The sequence below is a fragment of the Stenotrophomonas nitritireducens genome (assembly GCF_050984405.1).
In the GTDB taxonomy this organism is placed as follows: domain Bacteria; phylum Pseudomonadota; class Gammaproteobacteria; order Xanthomonadales; family Xanthomonadaceae; genus Stenotrophomonas; species Stenotrophomonas nitritireducens_B.
Genome location: NZ_CP158790.1, coordinates 1530430 through 1545737, shown reverse-complemented (window position 1 = coordinate 1545737; position 15308 = coordinate 1530430). Strand labels below are relative to the sequence as shown.

The 15308-nt window shown below is 65.5% G+C and carries 11 protein-coding genes and 4 tRNA genes; 1 reads left to right on the top strand and 14 read right to left on the bottom strand.

The window, feature by feature from the left end:
* Positions 1-67: 67 nt before the first annotated feature.
* The 14 genes from rpoB to ABTV91_RS06445 form a co-directional block, all read right to left on the bottom strand.
* Positions 68-4261, bottom strand: a complete 4194-nt coding sequence (rpoB, locus tag ABTV91_RS06510; RefSeq protein ID WP_433853775.1) for a DNA-directed RNA polymerase subunit beta — start codon at positions 4259-4261, stop codon at positions 68-70.
* Between the two features lie 308 nt (positions 4262-4569).
* The gene (rplL, locus tag ABTV91_RS06505) at positions 4570-4938 is read right to left on the bottom strand and encodes a 50S ribosomal protein L7/L12 (RefSeq protein ID WP_054663288.1); all 369 of its coding nucleotides are present in this window, start codon (positions 4936-4938) and stop codon (positions 4570-4572) included.
* A 63-nt stretch (positions 4939-5001) separates the two neighbouring features.
* Complete coding sequence (gene rplJ / locus ABTV91_RS06500) at positions 5002-5535, bottom strand: 50S ribosomal protein L10 (protein ID WP_104938131.1); 534 nt, start codon at positions 5533-5535, stop codon at positions 5002-5004.
* A gap of 383 nt (positions 5536-5918) precedes the next feature.
* Positions 5919-6617: a 50S ribosomal protein L1 gene (rplA, locus tag ABTV91_RS06495; protein ID WP_054663283.1), complete on the bottom strand. Its 699-nt coding sequence runs from the start codon at positions 6615-6617 to the stop codon at positions 5919-5921.
* A gap of 4 nt (positions 6618-6621) precedes the next feature.
* Positions 6622-7050, bottom strand: a complete 429-nt coding sequence (gene rplK / locus ABTV91_RS06490) for a 50S ribosomal protein L11 (RefSeq protein WP_054663281.1) — start codon at positions 7048-7050, stop codon at positions 6622-6624.
* Positions 7051-7251: 201 nt separating this feature from the next.
* On the bottom strand, positions 7252-7812 hold the full coding sequence (nusG, locus tag ABTV91_RS06485) for a transcription termination/antitermination protein NusG (protein ID WP_433853774.1): 561 nt from the start codon (positions 7810-7812) through the stop codon (positions 7252-7254).
* Between the two features lie 10 nt (positions 7813-7822).
* Positions 7823-8230 carry a preprotein translocase subunit SecE gene (gene secE, locus ABTV91_RS06480; RefSeq protein ID WP_433853773.1) on the bottom strand — a complete coding sequence of 136 codons (408 nt, stop codon included), beginning with the start codon at positions 8228-8230 and terminating at the stop codon, positions 7823-7825.
* 50 nt (positions 8231-8280) lie between these two features.
* Positions 8281-8356, bottom strand: a tRNA-Trp gene (locus ABTV91_RS06475).
* Between the two features lie 107 nt (positions 8357-8463).
* Positions 8464-9654 (bottom strand): elongation factor Tu, encoded by a 1191-nt coding sequence (gene tuf, locus ABTV91_RS06470; protein WP_433853772.1) that lies wholly within the window; start codon positions 9652-9654, stop codon positions 8464-8466.
* 47 nt (positions 9655-9701) lie between these two features.
* Positions 9702-9777, bottom strand: a tRNA-Thr gene (locus ABTV91_RS06465).
* Between the two features lie 37 nt (positions 9778-9814).
* Positions 9815-9888, bottom strand: a tRNA-Gly gene (locus tag ABTV91_RS06460).
* Positions 9889-9915: 27 nt separating this feature from the next.
* Positions 9916-10001, bottom strand: a tRNA-Tyr gene (locus ABTV91_RS06455).
* Between the two features lie 136 nt (positions 10002-10137).
* Positions 10138-11157, bottom strand: coding sequence for an isoaspartyl peptidase/L-asparaginase family protein (locus tag ABTV91_RS06450; protein ID WP_433853771.1), 1020 nt, complete (start codon positions 11155-11157; stop codon positions 10138-10140).
* 147 nt (positions 11158-11304) lie between these two features.
* Positions 11305-12327 (bottom strand): cyanophycinase, encoded by a 1023-nt coding sequence (locus tag ABTV91_RS06445; RefSeq protein WP_433853770.1) that lies wholly within the window; start codon positions 12325-12327, stop codon positions 11305-11307.
* Between the two features lie 184 nt (positions 12328-12511).
* Between ABTV91_RS06445 and ABTV91_RS06440 the strand changes: the two genes are divergently transcribed.
* A complete protein-coding gene (locus tag ABTV91_RS06440) occupies positions 12512-15304 on the top strand; it encodes a TonB-dependent receptor plug domain-containing protein (RefSeq protein WP_433853769.1) in 2793 nt (930 codons plus the stop codon).
* The last annotated feature ends 4 nt before the right edge of the window (positions 15305-15308 follow it).

The window sequence follows — 15308 nt, the reverse complement described above, 5'->3', positions numbered from 1 at the left end:
CTGTGTCGATGGGCTGTCAGGGCGCTGCCGGCGGCGCCGCCGCATCACTGCGGCGGCGCCTGCGCGATCAGTTGTCTTCCAGTTCCATGTTGATGGCCAGGGAGCGGATTTCCTTCACCAGCACGTTGAAGGATTCCGGCATGCCCGCGACCATCTCGTGCTCGCCGTCGACGATGTTCTTGTACATCTGGTTGCGGCCCTGCACGTCGTCGGACTTCACCGTCAGCATTTCCTGCAGGGTGTAGGCCGCGCCGTAGGCTTCCAGCGCCCAGACTTCCATCTCACCGAAGCGCTGGCCGCCGAACTGCGCCTTGCCGCCCAGCGGCTGCTGGGTGACGAGCGAGTACGGGCCGGTCGAGCGGGCGTGCATCTTGTCGTCGACCAGGTGGTTCAGCTTCAGGTAGTGCATGTAGCCGACGGTGGTCTTGCGGTCGAACGCCTCGCCGGTGCGGCCGTCGTACAGCTGCATCTGCGTCTTGCTGGCGTTGAAGCCCAGCTGCTCGGTGTCCTTGTCGCCATCCGGGTACGCCAGGTTCAGCATCTCGCGGATCTCGTCCTCGTGCGCGCCGTCGAACACCGGGGTGGCCATCGGCACGCCGTCGGTCAGGTTCTTCGCCAGCGCCACCAGTTCGGCGTCGCTGAACTGCGACAGGTCGACGCGGTCGCCGGACAGCTTGCTGTCGTGGTTGTAGATCCTGCCGAGGAACTCGCGCAGCTCGTTCACCGCACGCTGCTGCTCCAACATCTTCTGGATGCGGCGGCCCAGGCCCTTGGCGGCCCAGCCCAGGTGCACCTCGAGGATCTGGCCGATGTTCATGCGCGACGGCACGCCCAGCGGGTTGAGGCAGATGTCCACAGAGGTGCCATCGGCCATGTACGGCATGTCCTCGACCGGCACCACGTTGGAGACCACGCCCTTGTTGCCGTGACGGCCGGCCATCTTGTCGCCCGGCTGGATGCGGCGCTTCACGGCCAGGAACACCTTGACCATCTTCAGCACGCCCGGGGCCAGGTCGTCGCCCTGGGTGATCTTGCCGCGCTTGTCGGCGAAGCGGCGTTCGAATTCCTTCTCGTGCGCCTGGATCTGCTTCTGCGCGCGCTCGATGGCTTCCGACGCGTCCTCGTCCTTCATGCGCAGGGTGAACCAGTCGGCCTTCTTCAGGCCGTCCAGGAAGGCGTCGGTGATGGTGTCGCCCTTCTTCAGGCCGGCACCGCCGTTGGCCACCTTGCCGACGATCTGCGAGCGCAGGCGCGCGTAGATCGCCGCTTCCAGGATGCGGAACTGGTCGTCGAAGTCCTTCTTGACGCGCTTGATCTCGTTCTCTTCGATCTGGCGCGCGCGCTTGTCCTTCTCGATGCCGTCGCGGGTGAAGACCTGCACGTCGATGACGGTGCCGTCCATGCCCGGCGGAACGCGCAACGAGCTGTCCTTAACGTCCGAAGCCTTCTCGCCGAAGATCGCGCGCAGCAGCTTCTCTTCCGGGGTCAGCTGGCTTTCGCCCTTCGGCGTGACCTTGCCGACCAGGATGTCGCCGGCGCGGACTTCGGCGCCGATGTACACCACGCCGCTCTCGTCCAGGCGGTTGAGCGCCTGCTCGGAGACGTTCGGGATGTCGGCCGAGATTTCCTCCGGCCCCAGCTTGGTGTCGCGCGCGACGCAGGTCAGTTCCTCGATGTGGATCGTGGTGTAGCGATCCTCTTCCACCACGCGCTCGGAGAGCAGGATGGAGTCTTCGAAGTTGTAGCCGTTCCACGGCATGAACGCGATCAGCATGTTCTGGCCCAGGGCCAGCTCGCCGATGTCGGTCGACGGGCCGTCGGCCAGCACGTCGCCGCGCGCGATCACGTCGCCCACGTTCACCAGCGGACGCTGGTTGATGCAGGTGTTCTGGTTGGAGCGGGTGTACTTGATCAGGTTGTAGATGTCGACGCCGGCGTCGGCGGCATCGGTGATCTCGCTCTCGTTGACCTTGACCACGATGCGGCCGGCGTCGATCTGCACGATCTCGCCGCCACGACGGGCATTCACGGTCACGCCCGAGTCACGCGCCACGGCGCGCTCGATGCCGGTGCCCACCAGCGGCTTCTGCGCGCGCAGGGTCGGCACGGCCTGGCGCTGCATGTTCGCGCCCATCAGCGCGCGGTTGGCGTCGTCATGCTCCAGGAACGGCACCAGCGCCGCGGCGACCGACACGGTCTGCATCGGCGAGACGTCCATGAAGTGCACTTCCGCCGGCGGCTTCAGCAGCGACTCGCCCTGGTAACGGCACGGCACGAACTGCTCGGTGAGCATGTTCTTGGCATCGGTCAGGGCGTTGGCCTGGGCGATGACGTACTCGTTCTCCTCGATCGCCGACAGGTACTCGACGTCGTCGGTGACCTTGCCGTCCACGACTTTGCGGTACGGGGTCTCGAGGAAACCGTACTGGTTGGTGCGGGCGAACACGGCCAGCGAGTTGATCAGGCCGATGTTCGGGCCTTCCGGGGTTTCGATGGTGCAGACGCGGCCGTAGTGGGTCGGGTGCACGTCGCGCACTTCGAAGCCGGCGCGCTCGCGGGTCAGGCCGCCCGGGCCCAGTGCCGAGACGCGGCGCTTGTGCGTCACTTCCGACAGCGGGTTGTTCTGGTCCATGAACTGCGACAGCTGCGAGGAACCGAAGAATTCCTTGATGGCAGCGGCGACCGGCTTGGCGTTGATCAGCTCCTGCGGGGTCAGGCCTTCGGACTCGGCCATCGACAGGCGCTCCTTGACCGCGCGTTCGACGCGGACCAGGCCCACGCGGAACACGTTCTCGGCCATTTCACCGACCGAACGCACGCGGCGGTTGCCGAGGTGGTCGATGTCGTCCACCACGCCACGGCCGTTGCGGATCTCGGTCAGGACCTTGATCACGTCGAGGATGTCCGAACCATCGCCATGCGCGGCGACCAGGCGCTTGGACTCCTCGTCGTTGCGCTCGCCGAAGTACTTGCTGTCGTACAGCACGGCTTCGCCGGTGACTTCCTTGCGGCCGACGCGGCGGTTGAACTTCATGCGGCCGACCGTGGACAGGTCGTAGCGCTCGAAGGTGAAGAACAGGTTGTGGAACAGGTTCTGCGCGGCGTCCTTGGTCGGCGGCTCGCCCGGGCGCATCATGCGGTAGATCTCGACCAGGGCCTCGAGCTGGGTCTTGGTCGGGTCGATGCGCAGGGTGTTGGACAGGTACGGACCGCGGTCCAGGTCGTTCACCCACAGGGTGCCGACCGCGTCCACGCCGGCCTTGCGGAAGTTCTGCAACTGCTCTTCGGTGATCTCGTCGTTGGCCTGGGCCAGCAGTTCGCCGGTGTTGGCGTCGACCACGTCGTGCGACAGGATGCGGCCGACCAGGTAGTCGTCCGGCACGGCCAGCGCGGCGATGCCCGAGGCCTGCAGCTGCTTGACGTGGCGCGCGGTGATGCGCTTGCCGGCTTCCACGATGACCTTGTCGCCGTCAGCCAGGTCGAAGCCCAGGGTTTCGCCACGCAGGCGCTCGGCCACCAGCTCCAGCTGCACACCCTCGCCTTCCGGCAGGATGTGGAAGGTGTTGATGTCGAAGAACTCGTTGAGCATTTCTTCGTTGTTGTAGCCGAGCGCGCGCAGCAGGATCGACACCGGCAGCTTGCGGCGGCGGTCGATGCGGGTGAACAGCGCGTCCTTCGGGTCGAACTCGAAGTCCAGCCAGGAACCGCGGTAGGGAATGATGCGGGCGCTGTACAGCAGCTTGCCCGAGCTGTGGGTCTTGCCGCGGTCATGGTCGAAGAACACGCCCGGCGAACGGTGCAGCTGCGACACGATGACGCGCTCGGTACCGTTGACGATGAAGGTGCCGTTGTCGGTCATCAGCGGGATTTCGCCGAGGTAGACCTCCTGCTCCTTCACGTACTTGATCGCCTTGGTGGACGACTCCTTGTCGTAGATGACCAGGCGCACGGTCACGCGCAGCGGCGCGCCGTAGCTCATGCCGCGCTGGCGGCACTCGCGCTCGTCGAACACCGGCTCGCCCAGCTTGTAGCCCACGTACTCCAGGGCGGCATTGCCGCTGTAGCTGGAGATCGGGAACACCGACTTCAGCGCGGCGTGCAGGCCGTGGTCGGAGCGCTTGGCCGGGTCAACGTTCTCCTGCAGGAACTCGCGGTACGAGTCGACCTGGATGGCGAGCAGGAACGGCACCTCGAGGATCGAGCGCTGCTTGCCGAAATCCTTGCGGATGCGCTTCTTTTCGGTGTACGAATAGGACGTCATGGGATCTTCCACCTTGTTGTGCGGGCCGTGCGTCCACGACCCGGAAGGGAACTTTTAAATTGTCAGTTGGAAGTCGCTGGTATTGCCGGCACCAGCACGCCTTCTCCCGCTACTTCCAACTGCCAACTCGTCTGCCTGCCGCCCTGCCCGCCGCGCGATGCGCGGGCCGGCCGGGGTTGGAACGCAGCCCGTGTTGGGCTTTTCACCGCACCGGGCATGCCCGGCTCTACAACGACCAAAGGCCGGGGGCTTTAGGCCCCCAGCCCTGGCTGCATCGCCGTGATTCGATGGCGACGCAAGGGAACTGCTTACTTCAGCTCGACGGTGGCGCCGGCAGCTTCCAGTTCCTTCTTGAACTTCTCGGCGTCTTCCTTCGAAGCGCCTTCCTTCACGACGCCACCGGCCTCGGCCAGATCCTTCGCTTCCTTCAGGCCCAGGCCGGTGATGGCGCGGACGGCCTTGATCACTTCGACCTTCTTGGCGCCGGCATCCTTCAGGATGACGTTGAACTCGGTCTGCTCTTCGACGGCAGCGGCCGGGCCGGCAGCGGCGACGGCCATGACCGGGGCGGCGGCGGAAACGCCGAACTTGTCTTCGATGGCCTTGACCAGCTCCATCACTTCCATCAGGGACTTCTCGGCGATGGCGTCGACGATCTGTTCGTTGGTAAGGGACATTTTGATTACCTTTGGAAAATATTCTGGGTTGAGGTTCTATTCAGAACCACGGGAACGTCGAACTCAGGCGGTTTCAGCGGCCGGCTCGGCAGCTTCGACAGCCGCACCACCGTTCTGCTTCTCACCAACAGCCTTGACGGCACGCGCGAACATGGTGACCGGCTCGGTCAGGACGCGGGCCAGCATGGCCAGAGCCTGATCACGGGTCGGCAGCGATGCCAGCACGTCGACGTGGCTGGCCGGGAAGATTTCCCCACCGATCGCCACGACCTTCGCCTTCAGCTTGTCGTTGCCCTTGGCTGCTTCCTTGATCAGGCGACCGGCGGCGCCGGGCTCCTCGAGCGAAAACGCATACAGCAGCGGACCGACCATCTGGTCCTTAGCGACTGCGAAATCGGTGCCTTCGACGGCGCGCGCGGCCAGCGTGTTCTTGACAACCTTCAAGAAAACGCCGGTTTCGCGGGCCTGCTTGCGCATCGCGGTCATCTGGGCGACCGTGGTGCCAGCGTATTCGGCTGCGATCAAGGAGTGGGCCTTGGCGGCGACGTCTGCCAGTTCGGCGACTACTTCTTGCTTCTGGGACAGATTGAGAGCCATTGCACTCCTCCAATTGAACTCCGCTTACGGCTCCTGCCGTGTGCGGTCCTGTGCGGCATCCGTCCTGGACGCCGGGAACATCGGGATGATGCTCCGGGGGTGGGCCGTTCTAGACCTGGAGTGGGCCAACCTGGGAAACCCAGACGTGCGTGAACCAGAAAAACTCCAGAAGGGCACCATCTACGCAGGGTGATTCCGGGGAATCGATTAAGCGATCCCGCTATGCCGGCGGCGACTCCTTGCCAGATCGAGCTTCCCTGCCCGTCGCCGGTATGCGCTGACCGCGCCTGCGGTCTTTGACGGCTACCGCGGACGATGCACTGCCCGCGATGCCTTCAAATGTCACGGCCACGGCACCGAAGCGCCGCGGCCGCTTGAAACGATTACTTCAGGGTCAGCGACGACTGGTCGACGGTGACGCCCGGGCCCATCGTCGAGCTGACCGAAACCTTCTGCAGGTAGGTGCCCTTCGAGGTGGCCGGCTTGGCCTTGATCAGGTCCAGCAGCAGCGCCTGCAGGTTCGACTGCAGCGCGGCGTTGTCGAAGCTGGCCTTGCCGATGGTGCAGTGGATGATGCCGGCCTTGTCGGTGCGGTAACGCACCTGGCCCGACTTGGCGTTCTTCACGGCTTCGCCCGGGTTCGGGGAAACGGTGCCGACCTTCGGGTTCGGCATCAGGCCGCGCGGGCCCAGCACGGTGCCCAGCTTGCCGACGACGCGCATGGCGTCCGGGGTCGCGATGACCACGTCGTAATTCAGGTCGCCGGCCTGCATCTTCTCGGCCAGGTCGTCCATGCCGACGGCTTCGGCGCCAGCGGCCAGGGCTTCGTCAGCCTTGGCACCGGCCGGAGCGAACACGGCCACGCGGACCGACTTGCCGGTACCGGCCGGCAGCACGGTCGAACCGCGCACCTGCTGGTCGGACTTCTTGGCATCCACGCCCAGGCGCACGGCCACGTCGATCGACTCGACGAACTTGGCCTTGGTGGCGGTCTTCAGGATGTTGATCGCGTCCTCGAAGGCATAGCTCTTGCCCGGGACGACGGCGGCCTTGATGGCCTTCTCACGCTTGGTCTGTGCCATCTGATTAACCCTCCACCACCAGGCCCATGGAACGGGCCGAGCCCGCGATCGTACGCACGGCGGCGTCCAGGTCGGCAGCCGTCAGGTCCGGCTCCTTCGCCTTGCAGATTTCTTCCAGCTGCTTGCGGGTGACCTTGCCCACCTTGTCGGTGTTCGGGCGCTTGGAGCCGGAGGTGATGCCCGCCGCCTTCTTGAGCAGCACGGTGGCCGGGGTGCTCTTGGTGATGAAGGTGAAGGTACGGTCCGAATAGGCCGTGATGATCACCGGCACCGGGATGCCCGGCTCCAGCTTCTGCGTGGCGGCATTGAACGCCTTGCAGAATTCCATGATGTTCAGGCCGCGCTGACCCAGCGCAGGACCGACCGGCGGCGAGGGGTTGGCCTGACCGGCCTTCACCTGCAGCTTGATGTAACCGACAACTTTCTTTGCCATTTGAGTGCTCTCCGGGTGCTAGCGCCTTGCGACAACAGGCTCCCCATCGGACCGGGAATCACGCGTCCCGGCATCGCGTTTTGAAATCTTGGAATCGCGGCAAAGGCCACCTCTCGGCAGCCTTTGGTTTCAGCCCCTCGCAGGGAGCCGGCAATTCTAGCAGTTTTTCCAGGGCCAACCTGAACAGGCTGGCCCTGCGGATCAGACGGCCTTCTCGACCTGGCCGAACTCGAGCTCGACCGGGGTGGCGCGACCGAAGATCAGCACCGACACGCGCAGGCGGCTCTTCTCGTAATTGACTTCCTCAACCACGCCGTTGAAGTCGTTGAACGGACCGTCGATGACGCGGACCATCTGGCCCGGCTCGAACAGCACCTTCGGACGCGGCTTCTCGACGCCTTCCTGGACGCGGTCCAGGATGGCGGCAGCCTCGTCGTCGCGGATCGGCAGCGGACGGTCGGCGGTGCCGCCGATGAACCCCATCACCTTCGGGGTTTCCTTGACCAGGTGCCAGCTTTCGTTGTCGATGCGCGGAATGCCGGCTTCCTCGTGGGTCTCGATCTGGACCAGCACGTAACCCGGGAAGAACTTGCGCTCGGAACGGCGCTTCTGGCCGGAGCGCATTTCCACCACTTCCTCGGTCGGAACCAGGACGTCGCCGAAACGCTCCTCCATGCCCTCGCGGGCGATGCGGTCACGCAGGGCCTGGGCTACCGACTTCTCGAAGCCCGAATAGGCGTGGACGACGTACCAACGTTTCACTGTTATCTCCTCAACGACCCAGGAACCACTGGGTCAGCTTCTGGATCGCGAAGTCGAAACCACCCAGCAGCAGGCTCAGCACGATCACCACCACGATCACCACCCACGTCATGCGGATGGCCTCCTGGCGGGTCGGCCACACGACCTTGCGCAGCTCGAAACGGGATTCGGAAAGGAATTCGCGGGTCTGGTGACCCTTGGTGGTGAGCATGAACAGCGCGCCGCCAGCCACCAGGCCGACGACCACGGCCAGCGCACGCAGCTGACCGGACCATGCACCCAACTGGGCCGAGCGCAGCGGAGTGGAGAACCAGAACCAGACGAACAAGCCCGCCAGCACCAGCAGCCCGGCGCCAACGTACTTGACCATATCGCCACCCGAGGCGGCGCTCTTGGAATGCTCGATCTTGCTGTTCATCCGACTCTTGTTGCGGGCGCGACCAAGGTCACTGGATAGAGTGTGGCAAGTGGCACGCCAGGAGGGACTCGAACCCCCAACCTGCGGTTTTGGAGACCGCTGCTCTGCCAATTGAGCTACTGGCGTATGACTTGGCTTGTTTCACGTCCCTTAGACGGCGAAGGCGGACCGAGGTTCCCGGCCCGCCATTCGCGTACCAGCGGCAGACTCAACTACCGCCGGGTACTGCAGGCTTACTTGGTGATCTTGGCGACCACGCCGGCGCCGACGGTACGGCCGCCTTCGCGGATCGCGAAGCGCAGGCCTTCGTCCATCGCCACCGGGTTGATCAGGGTGACGGACATCTTCACGTTGTCACCCGGCATCACCATCTCCACGCCCTCCGGCAGCTGCACGGCGCCGGTGATGTCGGTGGTACGGAAGTAGAACTGCGGACGGTAGCCCTTGAAGAACGGGGTGTGACGGCCACCTTCGTCCTTGGACAGTACGTACACCTCAGCCTCGAACTCGGTGTGCGGGGTGATCGAACCCGGCTTGGCCAGCACCTGGCCGCGCTCAACGTCGTCACGCTTGGTGCCGCGCAGCAGCAGGCCCGCGTTGTCGCCCGCCTGGCCCTGGTCCAGCAGCTTGCGGAACATTTCCACGCCGGTCACGGTGGTCTTCTGGGTCGGACGGATACCGACGATTTCGATTTCGTCGCCCACCTTGATGATGCCGCGCTCGATACGGCCGGTCACCACGGTGCCGCGGCCCGAGATCGAGAACACGTCTTCCACCGGCATCAGGAACGGCTTGTCGATATCACGCTCCGGGGTCGGGATCCAGCTGTCCAGCGCCTCGACCAGCTTCAGGATCGCCGGCACGCCGATGTCGCTCTGGTCGCCTTCCAGCGCCAGACGGGCCGAACCGTGCACGATCGGGGTGTCGTCGCCCGGGAAGTCGTACTTGCTCAGCAGCTCGCGCACTTCCATTTCGACCAGTTCCAGCAGCTCGGCGTCGTCCACCATGTCGGCCTTGTTCAGGAACACGACGATGTACGGCACGCCGACCTGGCGCGACAGCAGGATGTGCTCGCGGGTCTGCGGCATCGGGCCGTCAGCGGCCGAGCACACCAGGATCGCGCCGTCCATCTGCGCCGCACCGGTGATCATGTTCTTGACGTAGTCGGCGTGGCCCGGGCAGTCGACGTGGGCGTAGTGACGGGTCTCGGATTCGTACTCGACGTGCGCGGTCGAGATCGTGATGCCGCGCGCCTTCTCTTCCGGCGCGGCGTCGATCGAGGAGTAGTCCTTGAACTCGCCACCGAAACGCTCGGCGCCGATCTTGGTCAGCGCGGCGGTCAGCGTGGTCTTGCCATGGTCGACGTGGCCGATGGTGCCGACGTTGACGTGCGGCTTGGTACGTTCGAACTTACCCTTGGACATGGCTGCTTCTTCTCGGTAACAGGTTGGTTATGGCGCTTTGAGCAAGATGGTGCTCACGAAAGGAATCGAACCTTCGACCTCCTCCTTACCAAGGAGGTGCTCTACCGACTGAGCTACGTGAGCGAGTTTTGTATTATGGCATGTTTTTTCATTCGTTCAATGGAGCGGGAGACGGGAATCGAACCCGCACCATCAGCTTGGAAGGCTGAGGTTCTACCATTGAACTACTCCCGCACCGGGAACGACGCCACAACATGAAACTGGTGGAGGGAGGTGGATTCGAACCACCGAAGGCGTAAGCCAGCAGATTTACAGTCTGCCCCCGTTGGCCGCTTGGGTATCCCTCCGCTCCACCCCTCTTTGATGACCTTGGCCTAACCGGTCAGGGGTGGGAGAGCCCGCTATTCTGGTGATGGCGCCCGATGCTGTCAACAGAAATTTTCACATTCCGCGAAAATTCCGTCGTCCGCCTCCGCCGCGCCTTCACTCGCCCGGCATCTTCAGCTTTTCGTCGGCGAAGATCGCCACATGCGGCACGCCGTCGGCGCCGATCCAGCCGCGGTACATGCCTTCGGTATTGAACGGCGTGGCCGCCTTGCCGTCGGCCGACAGCACGATCGCGCCGCCGTCGCCGCCCAGCTCCGGCAGGCGCTTGACGATGACCTCGTCGCCCGCCTGCGCCGGGCTTTCCCGCAGGTATTTCATGCGCGAACAGATCTCGTGGGCCGCGGCCAGGCGGATGTAGAACTCGCCCCAGCCGGTGCCCGACACCGCGCAGCTGTCGCTGGCATAGGTGCCCGCGCCGATGATCGGCGAATCGCCCACGCGGCCGTAGCGCTTGTTGGTCATGCCGCCGGTGGAGGTGCCGGCGGCCAGCTTGCCCTCGGCGTCCAGCGCGACCGCACCGACGGTGCCGAAATGCTTGGCCGTCTCCAGGTCGGCGTGCGCCTGGCCGGCAGCCTCTTCCTTGAGGGCGCGCTGCAGCTGCTGCCAGCGCTTCTCGGTGCGGAAATACGAAGGATCGACCTGCTCGATCTTCTGCTCCGCGGCGAACATCTCCGCGCCCTGCCCCACCATCATCACGTGCGGCGAGTGTTCCATCACCGCGCGGGCCAGCAGGATCGGGTTCTTGACGGTATGCACGCCGGCCACCGCGCCGGCGCGCAGCGTGGCGCCATCCATCAGCGAGGCGTCGAGTTCGTTCCTGCCGTCATGGGTGAAGACCGCACCGCGCCCGGCATTGAAGGTCGGGTCGTTCTCCAGCACGGTGATCGCTGCGGTCACCGCATCCATCGCCGGCTTGCCGGCGACGAGCGCCTCGTGCCCCTTGCGCAGGGCCGCTTCCAGGGCGGAGCGGGCGGCGCGCACTTCTTCCGGATTGAGGTCCTGGCGCTCCACGCCCGCCCCGCCATGGATCACGAGCAGCGGGGACGCCGGCGCCGCGATGGCGGCTGCGGAAGACAACGAGGCCAGGCCCAGCAATACAGCGGAAGTCAGCTTCATGTTTCTTCACTCTGGAAAGGTGCCCGATTCTAGGCACGCCTTCGCCGGTCTGAACAGACACTTACGGCACCCCTGCGGGCACCGCACGGGCGGAAAGCGGAAAGGGGCCGAAGCCCCTTCCGTCCTGCCCCGCGTCATGCCAGCCGCTCAGTCCGGCTGCAGTTCCAGCTCCCCGTCCACCACGCTGGCGACCGCGGTGAACGCCGGGTTGTCGACCGTGAAGCCGTCCAGGTGCAGCCGGCTGCCGGCACCCACGCCCGTCACCGGGATGGAGCTGAATTCCAGCGACTGCCCGCTGCTCAGGCGGTCGGCGGTGCGGTGCGGCATCACCAGCCAGGCGTAGCCATCGTCGAGCGAGTACACGCGGCCGCGACCGTCCGCCTCCACGCACAGGGCGGTGTCCTCGTCCACGCCGATGCCGACGATGTCGTCCTGACCTTTTTCCTGGGCGGCGCGCGCGACGAACACGATCAGCCGCCCCAGGCGCTCGCGCTTGGCGAAATGGGTGTCGGTGACGACATTGGACAGGTAAGGCATGGCCAGGAAATCCCGGTCCATGGTGACCTCGCTGCCCATCGGGTCGCTCAGCGCGGCCGGCGAATTGACGCTGCCGCCGTCCAGGGCGCCATAGCTGTAGCCGCCCAGGATCGCCAGCCCGGCGCTGGTGCCGCCGATCGGCTTGCCCGCCGCGACATGCTCGTTGAGCACCTGGTTCAGTTCGGTTCCCTTCCAGAAACGGATGTAACGCGACTGGTCGCCACCGGCGATGAAGATCGCGTCTGCGCCGCGCACGACCCGCAGCACCGCCGGGTCGTCGGCTGCCTTGCGGCTGTCGAACACCAGGGTCTGCACCGAGGTGACCCCGCCGATGTCGTGGTACAGCTCCTTCTGCAGGTTGTCGTCGCCGGAGGCGCGCAGGATCACCACGCGGCCGTGGCCAGCGCGCTCGACCCACCAGTGGAAAGCCTCGGGAACCCAGTCGCCGCCGCCCATCAGCATCATCGCCGCCTGGGTCTGGCCGGGGCGCGGCGCATCGAGGTCGCCCACCTCGTAATAGCGGTAGCCCGGGTCCGACAGGCTCCTGCTGCCGGCGGCTCCTGCGCCCCCCGCCACGACCAAGGCGGCCAAGGCCAGGGCGACCCGACCGTACCGGGAAACCATCCGCTTCATACCGCTCCCTCCAACGCCGCATGTAATCGCTTCCACGCCGTAATGCCAGACTTTCCGGCAGTGGTCAAGCGTGTAAAAAAGGTGTTAGATGATCACGCCCCATTCACGTTTCACACGGGGCTCTCCGGCGCTTGCGCGGGCCGGCCAAGACACTTCCCGGAACACTTCAGCAGAGACCCGATTCATGCGCAGACACGCAATGGTGCGTTCAATCCAGTTGGCCCTGCTTGGCATGGCCGCTCCCGCAATGGCTCTGGCCCAGAGCACCGACAACGATCAAACCAAGCAGCTGGATACCGTGCAGGTCACCGGTTCGCGCATCCCGCGCGCGCAGGTGGAGGGCCCCGCCCCGGTCACGGTGGTCAACGCCGAGCAGATCAAGGCCGCCGGCTTCACCTCGGTCCCGGATGTGCTGCGCTCGCTCAGCCAGAACAACGGCTACACCCAGGGCCAGCAGAACACCACCGGCGCGCAGTCGACCCCGGGCGCGCAGGCCGTCGACCTGCGCGGCCTCGGTCCCAACCACACGCTGGTGCTGATCAACGGCCGCCGCATCGCCGACTTCCCGCTGCCGCTCAACGGCAAGAGCAACTTCACCGACATCGGCAACATCCCGCTGGGCATGATCGACCGCATCGAAGTGCTGACCGGCAGCGCCTCGGCGGTGTACGGCTCGGACGCGATGGCCGGCGTGATCAACTTCATCCTGAAGAAGTCCACCGACGGCACCACCATCGATTACCGCTACGGCGACACCAGCCGCGGCGGCGGCGAATCCCACGACCTGACCCTGACCACCGGTTTCGAGCAGGGCAACTTCAGCGGCATCGTCGGCGTGGAGCTGATGGACAAGCGCCCGGTCTGGGGCACCCAGCGCAAGGCGCAGGATTCCACCCTCGACGGCCCGACCTCGCGCAGCCGGCTGCCGAGCCTGGTCGCACGCCGTTATGACGTCGACGATGACGTCGCGCTGGATCCGGAAGGCGACTGCGCCGCACTGGAGGGCATGAACGGCGGCACCACCCATCTGGCCGAAGACCGTTACGGCGAGCCCTATTGCGGCAGCGAACGGGTCACCGCCCAGCGCACCATCAACAACCAGCGCAAGGGCGCCACCGCCTACGGCTCGTTCGAATACCGCTTCGGCGACAACCTGTCCTGGTTCGCCGACGTCCAGCTCGGCCGCCAGGAGGTCAAGCTGATGACCGGCAATGGCAGCCCCACGGCGGTCAGCGACAACATGGGCTGGGAGTTCCACGACCCGGCGTCGACCGACAACAACGACAAGGTGTTCTACAACGCCGGCACCGGCCATTACGAGATCTGGCAGCGGCAGTTCAGCCCCGAGGAAGTCGGCGGGCTGGAGAAACGCATGAACACCACCACGCAGAAGACGCTGGCGGTGACCACCGGGCTGAAGGGCATGTTCGCCGACAGCTGGAACTGGGAGGCCGCGTACAACCATTCCCAGTACAAGGCCGACGTGAAGATGCCGCGCATCAACGCCGCCGCCGCCAACCGCTTTTTCCTTGGCGAGCGGCTGGGTTACGACGACGATGGCTACGCGATCTACAACCCGGATCCGACGCGCCTGTTCAAGCCGCTGACGCCGGCCGAGTTCGCCGCCCTCGGCGCGATGTCCACGTTCCGCCCGGAAGCCAAGAACGACAACGTCAGCTTCACCACCGACACCCCGGCGCTGTTCTCGCTGCCGGCCGGCGACGTCGGCTTCGCCGGCGTGGTCGAGTACGGCCGCCAGTCCTACGCCATCCATCCCGATCCGCTGGCGCTGACCGCCGACGCCTATTACGGCCCGCAGTACGGCGACGGCAGCGGCAGCCGCAACCGCTGGAGCGCCGCCGGCGAACTGCGCGTGCCGCTGGCGTCCAGCCTGCAGGCCAGCCTGGCCGGCCGCTACGACCGCTACAGCTTCGGCAACAGGCATCCGGGCAAGTTCACCTACAGCGCCGGCCTGGAATGGCGTCCGTTCGACACGCTGCTGGTGCGCGGCTCCTACGGCACCGGCTTCCGCGCACCGGACATGCATTACCTGTTCGCCGGCGACGACTACTACCGCAAGGTCTCGACGGACTACTACCAGTGCCGCCAAGACGAGCCGGGCTTCAGCGACGGCGAGTGCTGGGACGACGGCAGCTGGGATGTCAACACGCTCGACGTCTACGCCGGCAACAAGGACCTGGACGTGGAGACCAGCAAGTCGTTCACGGCCGGCTTCGTGTGGTCGCCCATCGCCAACTTCGACCTGGCGGTGGACTACTACAAGATCAAGGTGATGAACCAGGTGCAGTCGCAGGACCGCGAGATCCTGCGCATCACCGAAGCCAACTGCCGCCTCGGCAAGACCGACGCTGGCGCGACCGTCGACCCCAGCTCGCCGACCTGCGTCGACGCGATGGCGCGGGTGATCCGCGATGCCGACGGCACCATCACCAGCGTGCACTTCGCGCCGATCAACATCGCCCGCGAGGAGACCTCGGGCGTGGACGTCACCGCCCACTACCGCCTGCAGACGGCGATGGCCGGCGACTTCAACTTCACCGGCACCTACACCTGGGCCCATCGCCACACCCGCCAGCAGTACCCGGGCGATCCGACCGAGGACATGCTGTCGGTGAGCTTCAGCGACACCACCCTGCCGCGGGTCAAGTCCAACCTGGGCGTGACCTGGGACAAGGGCGCGTGGGGCGCCAGCCTGTTCGGCGACTACCTGGGCCGCGTGGCCAACTACGACAACGATGCCTGGACCGAAGCCACGTGGCGTTTCAATGCCGGCGCGCGCTACGACATCAACGACCACCTGCGGGTGTCGCTGTCGGTCAACAACCTGTTCGACAAGATGCCGCCGCGCGACGCGACCTGGGCCGCGTACCCGTACTACAACACCTCGTGGTTCGACGCGATCGGCCGCAGTTACTTCGTGCAGGTCACCTGGAAGCTGGGCGGCAAGCCGCTGTAAAACG

Excerpts from the sequence above, each read along its gene's own strand:
- rpoB (WP_433853775.1), bottom strand. The coding sequence starts at position 4,261 with ATGACGTCCTATTCGTACACCGAAAAGAAGCGCATCCGCAAGGATTTC.
- rplL (WP_054663288.1), bottom strand. The coding sequence starts at position 4,938 with ATGTCCCTTACCAACGAACAGATCGTCGACGCCATCGCCGAGAAGTCC.
- rplJ (WP_104938131.1), bottom strand. The coding sequence starts at position 5,535 with ATGGCTCTCAATCTGTCCCAGAAGCAAGAAGTAGTCGCCGAACTGGCA.
- rplA (WP_054663283.1), bottom strand. The coding sequence starts at position 6,617 with ATGGCACAGACCAAGCGTGAGAAGGCCATCAAGGCCGCCGTCGTCCCG.
- rplK (WP_054663281.1), bottom strand. The coding sequence starts at position 7,050 with ATGGCAAAGAAAGTTGTCGGTTACATCAAGCTGCAGGTGAAGGCCGGT.
- secE (WP_433853773.1), bottom strand. The coding sequence starts at position 8,230 with ATGAACAGCAAGATCGAGCATTCCAAGAGCGCCGCCTCGGGTGGCGAT.
- tuf (WP_433853772.1), bottom strand. The coding sequence starts at position 9,654 with ATGTCCAAGGGTAAGTTCGAACGTACCAAGCCGCACGTCAACGTCGGC.
- ABTV91_RS06450 (WP_433853771.1), bottom strand. The coding sequence starts at position 11,157 with ATGAAGCTGACTTCCGCTGTATTGCTGGGCCTGGCCTCGTTGTCTTCC.
- ABTV91_RS06445 (WP_433853770.1), bottom strand. The coding sequence starts at position 12,327 with ATGAAGCGGATGGTTTCCCGGTACGGTCGGGTCGCCCTGGCCTTGGCC.
- ABTV91_RS06440 (WP_433853769.1), top strand. The coding sequence starts at position 12,512 with ATGCGCAGACACGCAATGGTGCGTTCAATCCAGTTGGCCCTGCTTGGC.